The organism is Buttiauxella noackiae ATCC 51607 (assembly GCF_001654865.1).
Classification (GTDB): domain Bacteria; phylum Pseudomonadota; class Gammaproteobacteria; order Enterobacterales; family Enterobacteriaceae; genus Buttiauxella; species Buttiauxella noackiae.
The window spans coordinates 129609-150658 of sequence record NZ_LXEO01000008.1 but is presented as its reverse complement, the minus strand read 5'-3'; the positions used below and the strand labels follow the sequence as shown (position 1 = coordinate 150658).

At 50.5% G+C, this 21050-nt stretch carries 14 protein-coding genes; 5 read left to right on the top strand and 9 right to left on the bottom strand.

The annotated features are described in order from the left end of the window. Positions 1 to 121 precede the first annotated feature (121 nt). From M979_RS03015 to lrp, 8 genes are all read right to left on the bottom strand, one after another. Complete coding sequence (locus M979_RS03015) at positions 122 to 982, bottom strand: dimethyl sulfoxide reductase anchor subunit family protein (RefSeq protein ID WP_064553656.1); 861 nt, start codon at positions 980 to 982, stop codon at positions 122 to 124. Position 983: 1 nt separating this feature from the next. Beyond that, complete coding sequence (locus M979_RS03010; protein WP_064553654.1) at positions 984 to 1601, bottom strand: DMSO/selenate family reductase complex B subunit; 618 nt, start codon at positions 1599 to 1601, stop codon at positions 984 to 986. A gap of 10 nt (positions 1602 to 1611) precedes the next feature. After that, the gene (gene dmsA, locus M979_RS03005; RefSeq protein ID WP_064553652.1) at positions 1612 to 4056 is read right to left on the bottom strand and encodes a dimethylsulfoxide reductase subunit A; all 2445 of its coding nucleotides are present in this window, start codon (positions 4054 to 4056) and stop codon (positions 1612 to 1614) included. Between the two features lie 354 nt (positions 4057 to 4410). Further along, a complete protein-coding gene (gene serS, locus M979_RS03000) occupies positions 4411 to 5703 on the bottom strand; it encodes a serine--tRNA ligase (protein ID WP_064553650.1) in 1293 nt (430 codons plus the stop codon). A 94-nt stretch (positions 5704 to 5797) separates the two neighbouring features. Next, complete coding sequence (locus M979_RS02995) at positions 5798 to 7141, bottom strand: replication-associated recombination protein A (protein ID WP_064553648.1); 1344 nt, start codon at positions 7139 to 7141, stop codon at positions 5798 to 5800. A gap of 8 nt (positions 7142 to 7149) precedes the next feature. Next, entirely contained in the window at positions 7150 to 7761 is a 612-nt protein-coding gene (lolA, locus tag M979_RS02990; protein ID WP_034456386.1) for an outer membrane lipoprotein periplasmic chaperone LolA, read from the bottom strand. A gap of 163 nt (positions 7762 to 7924) precedes the next feature. After that, positions 7925 to 11686, bottom strand: coding sequence for a DNA translocase FtsK 4TM domain-containing protein (locus M979_RS02985; protein WP_064553646.1), 3762 nt, complete (start codon positions 11684 to 11686; stop codon positions 7925 to 7927). Between the two features lie 121 nt (positions 11687 to 11807). Then, complete coding sequence (gene lrp / locus M979_RS02980) at positions 11808 to 12302, bottom strand: leucine-responsive transcriptional regulator Lrp (protein WP_000228469.1); 495 nt, start codon at positions 12300 to 12302, stop codon at positions 11808 to 11810. A 490-nt stretch (positions 12303 to 12792) separates the two neighbouring features. On the opposite strand from lrp, the gene trxB reads away from it, so the two are divergent. The 5 genes from trxB (at position 12793) to infA (ending at position 18635) form a co-directional block, all read left to right on the top strand. After that, entirely contained in the window at positions 12793 to 13761 is a 969-nt protein-coding gene (gene trxB / locus M979_RS02975) for a thioredoxin-disulfide reductase (protein WP_064517474.1), read from the top strand. 130 nt (positions 13762 to 13891) lie between these two features. Next, positions 13892 to 15658: a heme ABC transporter permease/ATP-binding protein CydD gene (gene cydD, locus M979_RS02970; protein WP_064553644.1), complete on the top strand. Its 1767-nt coding sequence runs from the start codon at positions 13892 to 13894 to the stop codon at positions 15656 to 15658. Next, positions 15658 to 17379, top strand: a complete 1722-nt coding sequence (gene cydC / locus M979_RS02965; RefSeq protein ID WP_034456398.1) for a heme ABC transporter ATP-binding protein/permease CydC — start codon at positions 15658 to 15660, stop codon at positions 17377 to 17379. The genes cydD and cydC overlap by 1 nt, the downstream gene beginning before the upstream one ends. Positions 17380 to 17432: 53 nt before the next feature. Continuing rightward, positions 17433 to 18125: a leucyl/phenylalanyl-tRNA--protein transferase gene (gene aat / locus M979_RS02960; RefSeq protein ID WP_034456400.1), complete on the top strand. Its 693-nt coding sequence runs from the start codon at positions 17433 to 17435 to the stop codon at positions 18123 to 18125. Between the two features lie 291 nt (positions 18126 to 18416). Then, the gene (gene infA, locus M979_RS02955; protein ID WP_002211347.1) at positions 18417 to 18635 is read left to right on the top strand and encodes a translation initiation factor IF-1; all 219 of its coding nucleotides are present in this window, start codon (positions 18417 to 18419) and stop codon (positions 18633 to 18635) included. 117 nt (positions 18636 to 18752) lie between these two features. On the opposite strand, the gene clpA is transcribed toward infA, so the two are convergent. Continuing rightward, the gene (gene clpA / locus M979_RS02950; RefSeq protein ID WP_034456403.1) at positions 18753 to 21026 is read right to left on the bottom strand and encodes an ATP-dependent Clp protease ATP-binding subunit ClpA; all 2274 of its coding nucleotides are present in this window, start codon (positions 21024 to 21026) and stop codon (positions 18753 to 18755) included. Positions 21027 to 21050: the final 24 nt, after the last annotated feature.

The following is a 21050-nucleotide window of genomic DNA, read 5'->3' as shown; positions in this document are numbered from 1 at the left end:
GATAGGATCAGGTATTAGGAATCGAAGCGGGTTGGATGAAAAATTTCATGGTCAATCGGATGATATTTTTTTATCCGAAAAGACTAAATGCGCCCTAAAGCGCATTTAGTCGCTTGGTCTACTAACTTGCGATAGCCATACCAACCGTCATATGAAGACCGTAGAACACACCACGGCCAATCAGTTCACCAACAATAATCAGCACGAAAGCGAATGTCAGAACTGCAGGGTTTGCCTGGCGACCTTTTAGTTGCGGGATAATCCAACAAGCTAATGCAAGTGCCAGCACCAGCAAGCGCCATGACATTAATGCACCGTATTGAGAAACCAGTGTTGATGCCTGAGTAATTGAGCTGTGGATTGTTGCTAAATCCATACCCTGCAACATCATAACCACGCTGCTTATTACAACAGCCAGCAATGAAATTGCCGGGAGAAGGCGCATTCCCCACCCCGTTACGCCTGCAACGCTCAGCAATAAGTAACCAAGCAGTGGGCCACCAATAAACATTGTCAGGAAGAAACTCAACGGTGTATAGGCGCTATACCATGTTGGTACGGTGTCAATCAGGTAAACCTTGCACATCATCCAGACAAAGAACACGCCCAGAATCATCGTCAACACCATCCAGATTTTACCCAGTGCCTGCGGCATTTTGCCCAGCACGGTAATCAGCCACCAGAAACCGCCTACCGCAAAGAAGACTGAGCCACTGGCTATCTCATTACTTAATGCTGATTCCCCAATGCGATTAAGCGAGTTGAAGGCGCGTAACGGTGAACCGAGATGCAGTACTGAGGCCATAAAACCAATTCCCATCAGCACCCACAGCACGATCATCGTCCAGTGCACACGCTTTTGCTGTGCACGGTCAGAAACACCTGTCAGCAACGCTAACGCCATGACGATAAAACCGCCTGCGACACATTGCCCTAAAACCGTAAAGACCATCAGCGGCCATTCATGCCATCCGTTACCCATCTCACACCTCCTTCGGGTTTGCCAGATAGCCGGTTTTATCCCCACAAGGGCGGCTGTTGGCGTTAGGTTTAATGACAATATTTGGCTTCGTGAAATGCGCTGATGGTAGCGGTGCAATAGCCGCTTGCTCGCCATACTTCTTACGCAGTTCGTCAATAGGAGCCATATCCAATGCACGAAGCGGGCAAGATTCGACACAAATAGGTTTCTTACCTTCGGCAATACGCGAGTAACAGCCGTCGCATTTCGTCATATGGCCTTTTTCTGCGTTGTACTGAGGTGCGCCATATGGACAAGCCATGTGGCAATAGCGGCAGCCAATGCAAACATCTTCGTTTACCACGACAAATCCGTCCTCACGCTTATGCATTGCGCCACTTGGACAAACCTTCGTGCAAGCTGGATCTTCACAGTGGTTACAGGCAATCGACAAATAGTAGGCAAATACGTTTTGCTGCCAGACCCCGTTGTCTTGATGCCAGTCACCACCGGCATATTCATAAATACGACGGAAGCTGACGTCCGGGCCTAAATTTTTGTAATCTTTACAAGCCAGCTCGCAGGTCTTACAACCAGTGCAGCGGCTGGAGTCTATATAAAATCCGTATTGGGTTGTCATCAGCTATTCCTTACGCCTTCTCGACCTGGACAAGGTTACTGTGGGATGGGTTGCCTTTTGCAAGTGGCGACGGCCGCTGCGTGGTTAACACGTTAATGCTACCCGAGTGGTCAACTTTATTGGCATCCGGGCTATACCATGCCCCTTCCCCCATCGCGACAACGCCAGGTATTATGCGTGGAGTCACTTTTGCGTTGATTTGAACTTCCCCACGTCCATTGAAGATGCGCACTGTGTCACCGTTCTTAATCCCACGTTGCTGCGCATCAATGGGATTGATCCACATTTCCTGGCGGCAGGCAGCTTTCAACACATCCACATTGCCGTAGGTTGAGTGAGTACGCGCTTTGTAGTGGAAACCGGTCATCTGCAATGGCCATTTCTCGGCAAGCGGGTCACCAAAGTTTTCAAAACCGGCGCTGTAGACTGGAAGCGGATCGATGACATCTCCTTCATCAAGTTGCCAGGTGGCTGCAATTTCGGCTAACTGTTCAGAATAGATTTCAATTTTCCCTGATGGTGTCGTCAATGGATTCGCCACAGGATCTTCACGGAAAGCTTTATACGCCACGTGATGGCCTTCAGGATCACGCTGCTTGAAGATGCCAACCTTTCGGAATTCATCAAAGCTCGGTAGGCCAGGAATCGCTTCCTGAGACTGTTGATAGAGATGACGCATCCAGCCTTCTTGCGTGCGTCCTTCAGTGAACTGTTGCTCAACACCCATGCGTTTTGCCAGTTCAGTAGTCATCTCGTAAATGGTTTTGCACTCAAAACGCGGTTTGATCGCCTGATCGGCAAAAATTACATAAGCCATGTTGCCGCATGACGCATCGAGACAGAAATCCATCTGCTCAGAAGCGGTGCAGTCAGGCAGCAAAATGTCAGCGTATTTAGCTGATGACGTCATGTGGTTATCGATCACCACAATCATTTCGCATTTCTTGTCGTCTTGCAGGATATCGTGGGTACGGTTAATTTCTGAATGCTGGTTAATCAGACAGTTACTGGCGTAGTTCCAGACCATTTTAATTGGCACATCGAGCTTATCTTTCCCGCGCACACCATCTCGAGTGGCGGTCATTTCAGGGCCGCGTTCGATGGCATCTGTCCAAAGGAACATTGAAATACTGGCCTGCACTGGGTTTTTCAACGTCGGCATGCGAACAAATGGCAGGCTGTATGAACCTTCCCGCGCACCACTGTTGCCACCGTGAACCCCTACGTTGCCGGTCAGAATCGACAACATCGCGATGGCGCGGGAAACCAGCTCACCATTTGAGTGGCGCTGCGGCCCCCAGCCCTGGCTGATAAATGCCGGCTTCGCCGTGGCGATTTCACGAGCAAGTTTAATGATGCGATCGGCTGGAATACCAGTAATTTGGGCCGCCCATTGGGGCGTTTTTGCCTTGCCATCAGCCCCTTCACCAAGAATATAAGCCTTGTAATGCCCGTTTGCTGGAGCCGTTTTTGGAAGGGTTTTTTCGTCGTAACCGACACAATATTTATCAAGGAATGGCTGATCAACCAGATTTTCAGTGATCATTACCCATGCTAAAGCTGAGATAAGGGCGGTATCAGTACCAGGACGAATAGGAATCCATTCATCTTCACGGCCTGCGCCGGTATCGGTGTAACGTGGATCGATGATAATCATGCGAGCATTAGATTTCTCGCGCGCTTGTTCAAGATAGTAAGTCACCCCGCCGCCGCTCATACGCGTTTCACCAGGGTTATTGCCAAACAGCACGACTAATTTGCTGTTTTCAATATCAGATGGGCTATTGCCATCCGCCCAGCCACCGTAGGTATAGTTCAGGCCAGCAGCGATTTGCGCAGTTGAATAGTCGCCATAATGGTTCAGATAACCACCACAGCAGTTCATCAGGCGGGCGATTAATGTTGAACCCGGCGGCCAGGAACGGGTCATCGTGCCACCCAGCGTACCGGTGCCGTAGTTCAGGTAAATGGCTTCGTTACCGTACTCTTTGATGATGCCTTTCATGCTGTTAGCGATGGTGTCGTAGGCTTCATCCCAACTGATGCGCTCAAATTTCCCTTCTCCACGTGCACCAACACGCTTCATTGGATATTTCAGACGATCGGCATTATAGACACGACGACGCATTGAGCGGCCACGCAGGCAGGCACGAACCTGATGCAACCCTTCATAATTGTCATCACCGGTATTGTCTGTCTCAACGTATTTTACTTCACCGTCCACCACATGCATCCGAAGTGGGCAACGGCTGCCGCAGTTTACTGTACAGGCGCTCCAGATAACTTTTTCAGCAGCGCTTTCGGTATCAGAGGCGGTCTGTGCAAAAGCCAGGCGGCTAAAGGGAAGTGTTAATGCTCCACTCGCAGCAGCAAGTCCACCGATAGCAGTGGTTTGCACCAGCTTACGGCGACTCACTTGTGCGGTAAGGACCGCATTAGAAGTTTTCTCTTTCATAATGACCCACTTGTTTAGTGCTCACATTTAAACAAGCTGGCAACGGTTACTGACTAAATTGCGGCACGCGTATCCATTGCTCAGCCCAAAAGAGAAAGGAGTGTTTTTGGTTTATGTCTGGGCCAAAATTGTCAGTCCAGTTACATCATGTAACCTGAAACCATCAAATGATAAGGACCCTGAACGAATTGTATTAATAATCACCACTCTCTTTCCGGGAGGGATAATACTCATATAGGGGTATTTGTTATTGTCTGGTGTCAATAAAGGCAGATTATCTGTGGTAATGAGAATGTTTACGGCATAAAAAAAGCGCCCGCAGGCGCTTTTCAAGAATAAAGCAGCACTAATACATTAGCCGATGAACTCGAGCCCTTTCATGTACGGACGCAGCACTTCAGGAACTTCGATTCGGCCATCAGCCTGCTGATAGTTTTCCAGCACCGCAACCAGAGTACGGCCTACAGCCAGACCAGAACCGTTCAGCGTATGCACCAGACGGGTTTTCTTGTCTGCTTTGCTACGGCAACGAGCCTGTAGACGACGTGCCTGGAAATCCCACATGTTCGAACAAGAAGAGATTTCACGGTAAGTGTCCTGCGCCGGCAACCAGACTTCAAGATCGTAGGTTTTAGCCGAGCCGAAACCGATATCGCCACTGCACAGCAGCACTTTACGATATGGTAGACCCAATAATTGCAGCACTTTCTCTGCGTGTCCCGTCAGTTCTTCCAGTGCATCCATAGAATCTTCAGGGCGTACAATCTGAACCATTTCTACTTTATCGAACTGGTGCTGACGAATCAGGCCACGGGTGTCACGACCGTAAGAACCCGCTTCGGAACGGAAGCATGGGGTATGTGCGGTCATTTTCAGCGGCAGAGTATCTTCATCGAGAATTTCATCACGCACCAGGTTGGTCAACGGCACTTCTGCGGTTGGGATCAATGCGTAGTTGCTGGCATCGGCTTCTTCTTCCAGCGGACGAGTATGGAACAAGTCACCAGCAAATTTAGGCAATTGGCCTGTACCATAAAGCGTGTCGTGGTTTACCAGGTACGGAACATAGTTCTCAATATAACCATGCTGCTCAGTATGCAGGTCAAGCATAAACTGGCTCAGGGCGCGGTGCAGACGGGCAATTTGCCCTTGCATCACAACGAAACGGGAACCGGTCAGTTTAACTGCAGAAGCGAAATCCAGGCCTTTAGCCATTTCGCCCAGCGTCACGTGGTCACGCACTTCAAAATCGAATTTACGCGGCTCACCCCAACGGCTGACTTCAACGTTCTCACTGTCGTCTTTACCCATCGGCACGCAATCGTCCGGGATGTTAGGCAACGTCAGCGCGATGTCGCGGATCTCTTCAAGCAGGACATCAAGTTCAGTTTTCGCTGCATCCAGCTCTTCACCCAACTGGTTGACTTGCAAACGCAACGGCTCGATGTCTTCCCCACGAGCTTTCGCCTGGCCAATGGATTTCGATCGCGAGTTACGCTCAGCCTGCAGATTTTCAGTTTTTACCTGCAATACTTTACGACGCTCTTCGAGAGAGCGCAGCGTTTCTACATCCAGCTTGAAGCCTCGGCGTGCCAGTTTTTCAGCGACTGCGTCTGGCTCTGTACGCAGTAGATTGGGATCGAGCATGCTTATCCTGTGCTTATCGAATTAAATGAAGGGGATAGCGGTCACAGCCTGCAACCGCAATGATAGTCTTGCTAACCTTACCGCAACGCCTGAATTATCGGTAGCGTTTTGTCGGGCTATTTTGATCCTGTTCAGCAAGCCAGGCGAGCTTTTCACCAATCTTGCCTTCAAGACCTCTGTTTGTCGGCTGATAATAACGTGTTTGTGCCATTTCCTGCGGGAAGTAAACTTCTCCGGAAGCATAAGCATTGGGTTCATCATGAGCGTAGCGATACTCCTGACCATACCCCATTTCTTTCATCAATTTGGTTGGGGCATTACGTAAATGAACCGGAACGTCATAATCCGGACGCTCACGAGCATCCGCCATTGCGGCTTTGAATGCAGTGTAAACCGCATTACTTTTAGGTGCGCAGGCTAAATAAACAATGGCCTGAGCAATTGCACGTTCGCCTTCTGCCGGGCCGACACGGGTAAAGCAGTCCCACGCAGAAATAGCAACCTGCATCCCACGAGGATCGGCATTTCCCACATCTTCGGACGCGATCGCAAGCAAACGTCTGGCTACGTATAACGGATCGCCACCGGCGGTGATAATACGCGCATACCAGTACAGAGCTGCATCAGGTGATGAGCCACGCACCGATTTGTGTAACGCAGAAATAAGATCGTAAAAACGGTCGCCTTTATTATCAAAGCGAGCACTGCGTTCCCCAGCAATTTCAGTTAACAGAGCAATTTGTAGAACACGCTGACCGCTGGCATCGATTTCGGCCATATCAGCCATCATTTCCAGCGTGTTCAATGCGCGCCGTGCGTCCCCATTGACTAGTTCTGCGATTGCAAGACGCGTGTCATCAGGCAGGACGATATTTTGCCCACCGTAGCCGCGCGCAGCATCATTCATCGCCTGGTCGAGAACTTTCTCAATATCTTCAGTGGTGAGCGATTTGAGCAAGTAAACGCGAGCGCGCGACAACAGTGCCGAATTGAGCTCGAATGAGGGATTTTCAGTAGTTGCGCCAATAAACGTAATCGTGCCGTCTTCAATGTGCGGCAAAAAAGCATCTTGCTGGCTTTTGTTGAAGCGATGGACTTCGTCGACAAACAGAATTGTGCGCCGCCCGGCATTGCGATTCTGGCGTGCGCGCTCTATGGCTTCGCGGATTTCTTTGACACCTGAAGTGACAGCCGAAATGCGTTCTACATCCGCGTCAGCATAGTGAGCAATTACTTCAGCCAATGTCGTTTTGCCCGTGCCCGGCGGCCCCCATAAAATCATTGAATGGAGATGCCCCGCTTCTATCGCTTTTGGAAGCGGTTTGCCCGGTGCGAGTAGATGTTGTTGGCCGATATATTGCGCGAGATTTTCTGGCCGCATACGCGCGGCCAGAGGTTTGAAGGTATTCTCAGAAAAATCGAGCGACAGGTTGCTCACTCATACCTCTACTTACGTTGGTCGTCCACCGTCACGCCTTTAGGCGGGGTAAACGTAAACTTACTCATATCCACCGCGCCATTCTGCTGCGTTTTCAGTGCATAGCTGCTGCGTTGATCGTCTTGCTCAATCGCACTGAACTGATGGATAGTCCCGTCGTTCCCGACGTTTATGGTGAACTGTTTAAGGTTCCCAGCGCTGGTTTTTGGCGTCAGAACAAAATCGTCGCCGCTTTGTTTGATGTTGTATTGCTGCCAGTCACTGCTTTGGTTGCGCGCAATCAGCATAAACGGGGTATTACCGGTCGCATCTTTCAGCCAAGTTGCACTAACTTGCTCAACAAACGGATTGTAGAACCACAATGTTTTGCCATCAGAAACCAGAATGCTTTCATCTGGCTGAGTCATATGCCAGTTGAACAAATTCGGACGTTTAACCCACAAATCACCCTGACCTTCCTGGACTGCGGCACCGCTGCCATCAGTCACTTTCTGAGTAAAACTCGCGTGGAAGCTGCTGACTTTGTCCAGACGAGCTTTCAGATCACCTGCGGCGTCTGCCCAGGCAGCGGTTGCAGTCAGAGCAGCCAACAAAGCACAAGTAATAGCGATTTTTTTCATTATGATTCCTTAAAATTCATGCGCCACAAAGCGACTGCGCTGTGGTATTTCTGCTGCCCACTCTAGTCGAGAGTTATTCTGTAGCAACAGAAGAATAAGCTGATTTTCCGGTAATTTACCCTTCTTTGCAAAGGAGCCGTAACGACGGCTCTTTTGCTTAGAATTATTCAAATGGCGGTGGCGCAAGCACTTCGCGGTTACCATTATGCCCTTGCGGACTCACGATACCCTGCGCTTCCATTTGTTCAACAATTCGGGCTGCACGGTTATAGCCGATGCGGAACTGACGCTGAACTCCGGAAATAGACGCTTTACGTTTTTCGACTACAAAAGCGACTGCTTGATCAAATAGCGGATCGAGTTCTTCATCACCGTCAAGACCACCACCTGTACCGCCTTCACTTTCGTTATCGGAAGTAATGCCAGTGATGTATTGTGGGCGACCACGCGCTTTCCAGTCCTGAACGACAGCATGGACTTCCTGGTCACGAACAAACGCACCATGGACACGAACCGGCAAAGTAGAGTTTGGTCCGGAATAAAGCATGTCACCCATGCCCAGCAGAGACTCAGCACCAGCCTGATCGAGGATGGTACGGGAGTCAATTTTGCTCGATACCGTAAACGCCACACGCGTTGGGATGTTGGCTTTAATCAAGCCTGTAATCACATCTACCGATGGACGCTGAGTAGCTAAAACTAAGTGAATGCCTGCAGCACGCGCTTTCTGCGCCAGGCGAGCGATCAACTCTTCAACTTTCTTACCGACCGTCATCATCAGGTCGGCAAACTCATCCACCAGCACGACGATATACGGCAGTTTCTCAAGCATTGGATGGGAAACTTCCATACTGTCGCCCGGCTTCCAGAATGGATCTGGGATTGGGCGGCCCATGCGTTCAGCTTCCAACACGCGTTCGTTGTAACCCGCCAGATTTCGCACGCCTAACGCGGACATCAGCTTGTAACGACGTTCCATTTCGTTAACGCTCCAGCGCAATGCATTGGCAGCATCTTTCATATCTGTTACGACTTCAGTTAACAGATGTGGAATGCCTTCATACACTGACAACTCAAGCATTTTCGGGTCGATCATAATAAAGCGCACATCGTCAGGAGTGGCTTTATACAACATGCTAAGGATCATGGCGTTTACGCCAACGGACTTTCCGGAACCAGTTGTACCGGCTACCAGCAGGTGCGGCATTTTTGCAAGATCAGCAATAACCGGTTCGCCACCTATATCTTTACCTAATACCACTGTCAGTGGCGAAGTGCTTTCACGGAATTTGGCACAATCCAGCACTTCGCGCAGGTATACGGTTTGGCGCTTTTTATTTGGTAATTCCAGGCCCACATACGGTTTACCCGGGATAACTTCGACAACACGCACGGCCACTGTCGACAACGAACGAGCAAGGTCGCGAGACAAGTTAGAAATACGCGCGGCTTTAACTCCAGGCGCTAAATCAAGCTCAAATCGTGTAATTACCGGACCCGGCGAGTAATCCACCACATCGGCTTTAATGCGGTAATCCGCAAGGCGGGCTTCAACCAGACGCGCCATTTGCTCAAGAGCAAAAGTATCTATTGGTTCAACTTCCGCAGGTGGAGAGGTCAGCAAATCCAAAGACGGCAACGGCGTGGTTGGGCGCTGCAACGGACGGTCATCACCATTACGCATCAGGAAAGGATGGATCAAGCTTTCTTTTATCGATGGGGTGGCAACTGGTGCAGGTGTCGGTTGTTGTTGCACATGCGGCTGTGGAACTGCCTGCCAATTTTGCGGTTGCTGCACAGGAACTGGTTCTTCAACGTGACCCGGCGTAAACAATGGCTCACTTGGTCCATCATTCACTAACGTTTTCATTGGTGAGAAATCAAAATCATCCAATGAGAACGGCACATTATTTGGCTGTTGCTGATTCGGCTGCTGCTGGGGTTCTGAATAACGCTGTTGCTGTTGTGCAGCAAACTGGCGGGCTAATTCAGCCTGCTCGGCCTCATCTTCGTCTTGCTGCAAAGAGTCGTCTTCATACTCTTCACCATAACGCTGCTGCTGTTGAGCCGCAAACTGGCGAGCAAGTTCATGCTGTTCCATTTCTTGTGCATCGTCGGCATAGTCGTCTTCAATATCCATGCCATTCTGGCGACGCGCTTCCTCTTCAGCCATACGCTGAGACGGCAACTTAATTCCGTAAGAGGCAAGTTCACGACGAGTCGGCACGCGTACACGATTCGGACGTGGTAGCTGTGGGCCAATCCCCTCTTTAACCTGAGGGCGTGGCGCATCGCTGGCAATACTGAATACCGGACTAAACGCAGCCACGGCACCCGCAGCTTTCGCTGCATCTTTAACACCTTGCGGAACAGATGGAGCCGCTACGATCGGAACCTCCGGCACAACGCCAGAGAAGCCCTGAGGTATAGCTGGCGCTTCAGAACGTGAAGAATCCGGCACTGATGTAGATGCAAATGCCGGGGAACTGTCATACCCATAAGGATCGGGTTTCGGTTCATTAACCGGCTGATACCAGGCCGCCAGTTGTTCACGTTCACGAGCACGTTTGGCTTCGACTTCTTCAAAATGATAGATCGGTGGACGAACGGCCGGCTTTATCTCTTCAACAGGTTCAGGCTCAGCAATTGGTTGAACGGGTGTTGGATCGTAATAAACTGGCTGAACAGGAGCTGGTTCAACAACAGGCTGAACCATTTCTGGTTCAGACCAATGGCTGGTCACCTGTTGCGAGTTGTATTGTTCCGCTGCTCGAGGCGCATGGTAACTTTCAGGTGTCGGTGCAAGCACCGGATCAGGAGTCACCGTTGTCGGTGCAGGTTCCCAGGCGATTGCCGGAGTCTCCACCACTTCCGGCGCAGGCGTGGCTACAGGAGATACGGTACCCGTTGGCATCACTGGAGCGGCATAAGCAGGGTTCGCCATTGCGGCAGCAGCAGCGACTGGCGCGACAATAGACTGTCCGTGTAATAGCGGATCGTACTCATCGCTTTCTGGCAACGTTGCTTTGTTACCAGAGAAGAGCACGTCATCTTCCGGGAGTGTGGCTTTATTTGGCGAGAACAAAACATCATCCTCGGCATCATCCATTCTTTTGCCAGAAAATAGCGCCGAGTCTGTTTTGCGTGCATTTGGATTGGCGAATTTCTCTGAGATACGCTGCTTGCGAGCCAATGCCCCACGTAAAATACGCGCACGACGAGACTCACGCTTTTCTACTGCTGGTGCGTGTTCTTCATCATGTTCTTCTTCGTAGTCATAATCATCGTCCTGCCAGGTGTTATCTCGGCGAGTGCGGTTGCTGGCAAATGTCAGCACGCTCAAAGTTGCACTACCAATTTTCTCAGCAATACCGACCCAGGACCAACCAGTAAACAACGTTAGACCTGCCGCCCACACGCACAACAGAGCAATAGTACCGCCACTGCTGTTAAGCAATGGCATCATGGCAGTGCTCAGCAAACTACCGATCACCCCGCCGGAGGCAAAATACCAAATATCATCGGCGTTAATCGCAGCAAGGCCGCAGGCGGTAAGTACCATGGCCAATACGCCTATAAGGCGTAAGGAAACGGCAAAATAATCAATAAATTCTTCGTTATCCCGATTGCGGAAAGTAAACCAACACGCACCGATAATGATAACCGGAATGGTGTAGGCCATTACGCCAAAAATAAACAGCAGCGTATCGGCCAACCACGCACCCGGCATCCCACCTAAATTATGAATAGGTTCGTGCCATGCGGTTTGTGACCAACTGGGATCGGAAGGATTAAAACTAAGCAGCGCTACCATCAAATAGACGGCAAAAATGGCAACAAGGAGGAGTAAGGCCTCTAATGCCCGACGCCCGCTGCTGAGTTTCCTCAATGTAACTTCTTTTTCTTCGGTGTATTCCTGGCTCAAGTAAGACTCTCCAGGTCCTTAATAAATATGGAGAGCCACAGTGCCGGGCATTCCCGGCACTGTGGCTGTATGAATGACCAGGAGTGTAACCAAAATACGCAGATTTTGCACCTGGCCCGTGTTAACGGGTCTTAATAACCAGACGATTGCTCTGTTTGACCTCTTCCATGACCACATAGGTACGGGTATCGTTCACACCCGGCAGTCGCAACAAGGTCTCGCCTAGTAATTTGCGGTACGCAGACATATCAGGCACACGAGTCTTCAACAAATAGTCGAAATCACCGGATACCAAATGACACTCTTGAATTTCTTCAAGTTTTTGCACTGCGGCGTTAAATTGCTCAAACACATCTGGCGCGCCACGATTCAGAGTAATCTCAACAAAAACCAGAAGTGATGCATCCAGATAATGCGGGTTCAACAGAGCGGTATAGCCCTGAATGAAACCCTGTCGTTCCAGACGACGCACGCGCTCAAGGCACGGAGTCGGTGAAAGCCCAACACGCTTCGAAAGCTCGACGTTGGAAATACGCCCATCCTTCTGTAGCTCATTAAGAATGTTACGATCGATGCGGTCGAGATCTTTGCCAGGGCGCTTCTTACTATCTACCATTATTATTGTCTCTCTGTGTTCCTTCCTTCACCTGCCATAACCCGGTCAACGTCACTGTTCCGGGTGTACGTGAGAAGACCGGTGCCCAACGGCTGCCATCGACATCACTCATGGCGTCTGTCCACGCCATGAGTAGATTTCAATAACCCGGTAAAATTGCATCAGGTATGCGTGATTATTTTACTGCTCTCATACCAAATGTTTTTCTTCCTCGAATGTTTTCGCAAATGCTTAGCGGATTGTCAAAGCAAAACATCGAAATTTAGTGGAACGTGCCATATATCCGGGGCAGTTGATGATTATTCATCACTTTACCTGCGTGACTAATTACCCTATTTAGACGGATTTTTATGCGTTTTATATGCGTTCAGCAATGGCTGATTGAGTTGAGCTATTGCACATATAGTTAACAAAATCGTTGCACCCTTTTTTTAACCCGCCAAATTCCCTACAATCCCTCGATTGTCTGCCAACGAACAATGAGGATCTCATGGGCACCGCTAAACACAGTAAATTGCTAATTCTTGGCTCCGGCCCTGCGGGCTACACCGCAGCAGTCTACGCGGCGCGCGCCAACCTCAAGCCCGTTTTAATTACCGGGATGGAAAAAGGTGGCCAATTGACCACTACGACCGAAGTCGAGAACTGGCCGGGTGATCCAAATGACCTGACTGGCCCCGCTCTGATGGAGCGCATGCACGAACACGCAACTAAATTCGAAACCGAAATTCTGTTCGATCACATTTCTAAAGTTGATCTCCAGAATCGTCCATTCCGTCTGACGGGTGACAGTGGTGAATACACGTGTGATGCGTTGATCATCGCAACCGGCGCTTCAGCACGTTACCTGGGGCTGCCTTCAGAAGAGGCATTTAAAGGCCGTGGCGTTTCCGCCTGCGCTACCTGCGATGGTTTCTTCTACCGCAATCAAAAAGTTGCAGTCATCGGCGGCGGTAACACCGCAGTTGAAGAAGCGCTTTATCTGGCAAACATTGCCTCTGAAGTGCATTTGATTCACCGCCGCGACAGCTTCCGTGCGGAGAAAATCCTTATTAATCGCCTGATGGATAAGGTGAAGAACGGTAATATCGTACTTCACACTAACCGCACGCTGGATGAAGTCACTGGCGATCAAATGGGTGTTAGTGGTTTGCGTCTGCGCGATGCGCATAACACTGACCAGACGGAAGAGTTAGAAGTTGCAGGGCTGTTTGTTGCTATCGGCCACAGCCCGAACACTGGGATTTTTGACGGTCAGCTAGAGCTGGAGAATGGTTACATCAAAGTGCAGTCCGGTATCCACGGTAATGCCACGCAAACCAGCATACCTGGTGTATTTGCCGCAGGTGATGTTATGGACCATATCTACCGCCAGGCAATTACCTCTGCAGGCACAGGATGTATGGCTGCATTAGATGCTGAGCGTTACCTGGACGGACTCGCCGAACAGAATAAGTAACTCTCGTAATCCATAGCGACAATTTGAAGATACGTAAAGGCGACTGAATAAGTCGCCTTTCTTTTGCCTGCGTTGTAACATTGCCCGCAAATTTTGCCTGATAATTCATCATTTACCTGCACTGGCAACCATGAATAAAACCCGTCAAAAAGAACTTAGCCGCTGGCTAAAAACACAAAGTATTATCTCGCGCCGCTGGCTGGGGCTTTCCCGTTTTTTGGGTTTGGTCAGTGGGCTATTAATCGTTGCTCAGGCCTGGATTTTAGCCAGGATGTTGCAGCATATGATTATGGAAAACATACCGCGTGAAGCTTTGCTTCTGCTGTTCGTTATCCTGATTCTGATTTTTGTATTACGAGCCTGGGTCGTATGGCTGCGAGAAAAAGTCGGTTTCTACGCCGGGCTTCATATTCGGCAGGAAATACGCCGTAAAGTGCTCGACCGCGTGCATGAAGCCGGTCCTGCCTCAATTCAGGGTAAACCTGTCGGCAGTTGGGCAACGCTGGTTCTCGAACAGATTGAAGATATGCACGATTATTACGCCCGTTACCTGCCACAGATGTCGCTTGCGGTGATGGTTCCGGTACTGATTTTAATCGTAATTTTCCCATCCAACTGGGTCGCTGCGTTGATTTTGCTTTGCACCGCACCGCTTATCCCGCTGTTTATGGCGATGGTAGGTATGGGGGCTGCAGATGCGAACCGCCGTAACTTCCAGGCGCTTGCACGACTGAGCGGACATTTCCTTGACCGCCTACGTGGTATGGAAACACTTCGCTTGTTTAACCGTGGTAGCGCGGAAACAGAAAATATCCGTGTTGCTTCGCAGGATTTCCGCCAGCGTACTATGGAAGTTTTACGCCTTGCGTTCCTCTCATCCGGCGTACTGGAGTTCTTCGCCTCACTTTCAATCGCGGTGGTTGCGGTTTACTTCGGCTTCTCCTATCTGGGCGAACTTAACTTCGGCCATTACAGCACCGGCGTGACTCTGTTTGCTGGTTTTCTGGCCCTGATTCTCGCTCCTGAGTTTTTCCAACCGCTACGCGATTTAGGCACTTTCTATCACGCTAAAGCACAAGCCGTAGGTGCAGCTGATAGCCTGATGACATTCCTCGATGCACCATTGCAGGAACGTAAAAAAGGCAGTGCACAATTTAATTGCAACGAACCTATCTGCATTGAAGCGCGTGATTTAGTTATCCTGTCGACCGAAGAAAAAGTTCTCGCAGGGCCTCTGAACTTCACTCTTTCAGGCAACCAACGCGTCGTTTTGGTTGGGCAAAGTGGTGCGGGTAAAAGCTCACTGCTCAATGTGTTATCTGGCTTTTTACCTTATCAAGGGCAGTTGCTGGTCAACGGTATTGAGCTTTCAGAGCTTGAACCTAAATGGTGGCGCGAACAACTCAGTTGGGTTGGGCAAAACCCACAACTTCCGGCTCCAACCATCCGCGAAAACGTGCTGTTGAGTGCCCCAGATGCGAGCTCTGAACAATTAGCTACCGCACTGGAAAAAGCCTCTGTCAGCGAATTCCTGCCGTTGTTACCGCAAGGTATTGATACACCTCTTGGCGAAGCTGCTGCACGCTTATCGGTCGGCCAGGCACAACGTGTCGCCGTAGCACGCGCCTTATTGATGCCATGCGGATTGTTACTGCTGGATGAACCAGCCGCAAGCCTGGACGCTCACAGCGAGCAGCGAGTAATGGATGCTTTAAGTGACGCTTCCCGTCAACAAACGACGTTAATGGTAACGCACCAGTTGGACTACATCAGCGGCTGGGACGAGGTGTGGGTGATGCGTGATGGTCGTATCGTGCAGCAAGGAGATTACGCAACGCTTGCCTCTCAGGAAGGCCCGTTTGCCACGTTACTGGCTCATCGCCAGGAGGAGATTTAATGCGCGCTTTACTACCCTACCTGGCGCTTTATTGTCGCCATAAATGGCTGCTGACGCTTGGCGTGGTGCTGGCAATTATCACGCTACTGGCAAGTATTGGGCTTCTGACGCTTTCGGGCTGGTTCCTGTCAGCCTCGGCCGTTGTCGGCGTAGCGGGCATTTATAGTTTTAACTATATGCTGCCTGCCGCTGGTGTGCGTGGTGGTGCAATTACGCGTACCGCAGGGCGTTACTTTGAACGTCTGGTCAGCCATGATGCGACGTTCCGCGTGCTTCAACATTTGCGCGTCTCCACTTTTAGCAAACTGCTTCCGCTCTCCCCTGCCGGACTGGCACGCTTTCGTCAGGGCGAATTACTTAATCGCCTGGTTGCTGATGTCGACACCCTTGACCATCTTTACCTGCGCGTGATTTCTCCGATGGTTGGCGCGTTTGTCGTGATCGTCGTGGTGACCTTCGGTTTAAGCTGGCTCGATGTAGAGTTGGCGCTTACGCTCGGCGCTATCTTACTGGCGACGTTAGTGTTGTTACCGCCGGTGTTTTATTTCGCTGGAAAATCAACCGGTGAGGCAATCACTGTCCAACGTGGACAATACCGTCAGCAACTCACAGCATGGCTACAGGGCCACGCAGAGTTAACCATTTTTGGCGCTACCCAGCGTTATCGCCAGCAACTCGAAGCGACTGAAGATCGCTGGCAAGAAGCACAGCGCCGCCAGGCTGAGCTTACGGCTCTCTCGCAAGCCGTGATGCTGCTTATTAGCGGCGCGGCAGTAATATTGATGCTGTGGATGGCTGCGGCGGGTGTTGGCGGGAATACCACACCTGGCGCGCTTATCGCGTTGTTTGTGTTCTGTGCCCTTGCCTCTTTCGAAGCCCTGGCTCCGGTCACCGGTGCGTTTCAACATCTGGGCCAGGTGATTACCTCGGCACTGCGCGTTACGGAAATCACTAGCCAAAAACCAGAAGTGGTGTTCACTGAGCAACCTCATGCCGTTCCTGAACGCGTAGCGCTGGATATCAACAATCTGAGCTTTGCTTATCCTGACCAGTCGCAGATGGCGTTACGCGGTATCTCGCTTAAAGTCGATGCAGGACAACATGTCGCGATTCTGGGGCGCACTGGCTGTGGGAAATCCACTCTACTCCAGTTACTTACTCGCGCCTGGGAACCACACCACGGCGAAATTCGTATTAATGGCGAAGCCTTAAGTCAATTTGATGAAACGGCTTTGCGTGCTGCCACGAGCGTCGTATCACAACGTGTACATCTGTTTAGCGCCACATTGCGCGATAACTTACTGCTTGCAGCTCCGCAGGCCAGCGATGAACAACTCAGCAGTATCCTGACCCGCGTTGGTCTTGAGAAGTTATTAGAAGATGCTGGTCTCAATAGCTGGCTTGGTGAAGGTGGCCGACAGCTGTCTGGCGGCGAGTTACGTCGACTGGCGATTGCACGTGCGTTATTACACGATGCCCCTCTGTTCTTATTGGACGAACCAACTGAGGGTCTGGATGCTGAAACAGAGCGCCAGATACTTGATTTGCTGGCCGAAGTGACCAAAGAAAAGACCGTGCTGATGGTTACCCATCGCCTGCGTGGACTCGCTAATTTCGACAGCATAATTGTGATGGACAACGGGCAAATTATTGAGCAAGGTAATCACCCAGATTTAATGGCCAGCGGTGGGCGTTATTATCATTTCCACCAGCGTTTGTAGGCTGTGTAATTGGTCTATTATCAATATTTACTGCCCCCTGGAGTTTGGACGTCATGCGCCTTATTCAGCTTTCCCGTGACTCAATCGCCTTCCCCTCACCGGAAGGCGCGTTGCGTGAACCTAATGGGTTACTGGCGCTCGGGGGAGACTTAAGCCCGGCTCGTTTGCTGATGGCTTATCAGCGCGGCATCTTTCCATGGTTCTCCCCTGGTGACCCCATTTTATGGTGGTCGCCAGACCCGCGCGCGGTGCTTTTTCCGGATCAGTTTCACCTTAGTCGCAGCATGAAGCGTTTTCACCGCAACTCCCCATATCGGGTGACCCTGAATCATGCTTTCGAGCGTGTGATCAGCGAGTGCGCTGACGATCGCGACGAAGGAACCTGGATTACCCCTGAAATCATCGACGCCTATAAACGGCTTCATGAATTAGGCCACGCCCATTCGATTGAAGTCTGGGAAGATAAAGAATTGGTTGGCGGAGTATATGGTGTTGCACAAGGATCTCTGTTTTGTGGTGAATCCATGTTCAGCCGCAGGGAAAATGCTTCAAAAACGGCGCTGCTGGTCTTCTGCCAACACTTTCTCAGTTATGGTGGCAAGCTGATTGATTGCCAGGTGCTAAATGCCCATACCGCATCATTGGGAGCGATTGAAATTCCTCGTCGTGAATATCTGGAGCATTTGTCTACTTTTCGTCCGCAGCATCTTGCATCTTATTGCTGGGTGCCACAAATACTGTCGTAACGATAATGTTTACGGCACATTACTGTTAAGAGTGTTATAATTAGCCCCGCAGAGTGAGCTCTGCTCATTACCCCGCCGCCGTTTGGGATTAGCTTTAACAGGGATCGCCCATCGTTTATCTCTTCGCAGCCCTCATCGTAAGCGCCAACAGTGCAGCTTTTGAGTGGGTTTTGGGTAATGCGCAAATTGCACTTTCGCTGGTGATTTCACCAACAATTCTTTACATGATACGTGAACTTGGGCATTATCTTGCCGGTTCAAAACTATGGTAGTGATACCCTCGAGGATTAGATGGCCAAAGAAGACAATATTGAAATGCAGGGTACCGTTCTTGATACGTTACCTAACACCATGTTCCGCGTTGAGCTGGAAAACGGGCACGTGGTAACCGCTCATATCTCCGGTAAAATGCGTAAAAACTATATCCGCATCCTGACGGGTGACAAAGTCACTGTAGAGCTGACCCCGTACGACCTGAGCAAAGGCCGCATTGTCTTCCGTAGTCGCTGATAGTTTTATTTAACGCTGCGTGATAAACAGGCGGCGTAAACAATTTAATAATAGAAAGGCCAGGTCAATGACCTGGCCTTTTTTTATACCCGTAATACTTTGGGTATATATTTAAAATTAATGAGCAGCTTCCGGTTTATGTTTCTGCGCACTATGGAAATTATAAATCAGTTTCTGATTCTCTTTATCCAGTGCCACCGTTACCTGTCCACCATCCACCAGTGAACCAAATAATAGCTCGTTAGCGAGTGGTTTTTTCAGGTTGTCCTGAATAACACGTGTCATGGGACGAGCACCCATCGCACGGTCATAGCCTTTTTCTGCCAGCCAATCGCGTGCTTCCTGGCTCACTTCCAGAGACACCCCTTTCTGATCCAGCTGCACCTGAAGTTCAACGATAAATTTGTCGACCACCTGGTGGATCACATCTGTAGACAGATGGTTGAACCAAATAATGTTATCCAGACGGTTACGGAATTCCGGGGTAAAGATCTTCTTGATCTCTTCCATCGCGTCGGTGCTGTTGTCCTGACGAATCAGGCCAATAGACTTACGCTCGGTTTCACGCACACCGGCGTTGGTGGTCATGACCAGAATCACGTTACGGAAATCGGCTTTGCGCCCGTTGTTATCGGTCAGCGTGCCGTTATCCATTACTTGTAATAACAAGTTAAAGACATCCGGGTGCGCTTTTTCGATTTCATCGAGCAACAACACAGAGTGAGGATGTTTAATCACTGCATCCGTCAGCAGGCCGCCCTGGTCGAAACCAACGTAACCTGGAGGTGCGCCAATCAAACGGCTCACTGTGTGGCGTTCCATGTATTCCGACATATCAAAACGCAACAGCTCAATGCCCAGCGATTTCGCCAACTGAACGGTGACTTCCGTTTTGCCGACGCCCGTTGGCCCGGCAAACAGGAATGAACCCACAGGCTTGTGATCATGGCCCAATCCAGCACGGCTCATTTTGATGGCTTCGGTTAATGCCTCAATGGCTTTATCCTGGCCAAACACCAGCATTTTCAGACGATCGTCAAGGCTTCTGAGCGTATCGCGATCGCTTGCTGAAACACTCTTCTCCGGGATACGTGCAATACGTGCAACCACGGTTTCGATGTCAGCAACATTCACGGTTTTCTTACGCTTGCTCACCGGCATCAGACGGCTGCGGGCACCCGCTTCGTCGATAACGTCAATAGCTTTATCTGGCAGGTGGCGGTCATTGATGTATTTCACCGCCAGCTCCACCGCCGCACGAATCGCTTTCGCGGTATAACGTACGTCATGGTGCGCTTCGTATTTCGGTTTCAGGCCGTTAATAATCTGAACGGTTTCTTCAACGCTTGGCTCAGTAATATCAATTTTCTGGAAGCGACGCGCCAGAGCACGGTCTTTCTCAAAGATATTGCTGAATTCCTGGTAAGTGGTTGAACCGATAACACGGATCTTACCACTCGACAGCAGCGGCTTGATCAAGTTTGCGGCATCAACTTGCCCACCCGACGCGGCACCTGCACCGATAATGGTATGAATTTCATCAATAAACAGGATGCTGTTCTGATCCTGCTCAAGCTGTTTAAGCAGCGCTTTGAAACGTTTCTCAAAGTCACCGCGATATTTAGTGCCCGCCAGCAGCGAACCAATATCCAGCGCGTAAATAGTGCAATCAGCAATCACTTCCGGAACGTCACCCTGCACGATACGCCAGGCAAGACCTTCAGCAATCGCCGTTTTACCTACGCCTGATTCACCCACTAACAGCGGGTTGTTCTTACGGCGACGGCACAGAACCTGAATGGCGCGCTCAAGCTCTTTCTCGCGGCCAATCAGCGGATCGATCCCTCCCACACGTGCAAGCTGGTTGAGATTGGTGGTGAAGTTTTCCATACGTTCCTCCCCGCCTGCTTGCTCTTCATTGACCGGATTTTCTGCACCCGGTGCCTGATTAGGTTCGTCTTTACGTGTACCGTGAGAGATGAAGTTCACCACATCAAGTCGGCTGACTTCATGTTTACGCAGCAGGTACGCTGCCTGGGATTCCTGCTCGCTAAAGATAGCCACCAGCACATTTGCGCCTGTGACTTCACTGCGACCAGAAGACTGGACGTGGAACACCGCACGTTGCAGCACGCGCTGGAAGCTAAGCGTAGGTTGAGTATCTCGCTCTTCTTCACTGGCTGGCAGAACCGGTGTGGTTTGTTCGATGAAGGCCTCGAGTTCCTGTCGCAGCGCCACCAGATCTACGCTACACGCTTCCAGCGCTTCGCGAGCCGATGGGTTACTGAGCAAAGCCAGTAACAGATGCTCGACAGTCATAAACTCATGTCGGTGCTCGCGCGCTCTGGCGAAAGCCATATTTAAACTGAGTTCCAGTTCTTGATTGAGCATAGGCACCTCCCCCAAATTTTGCCT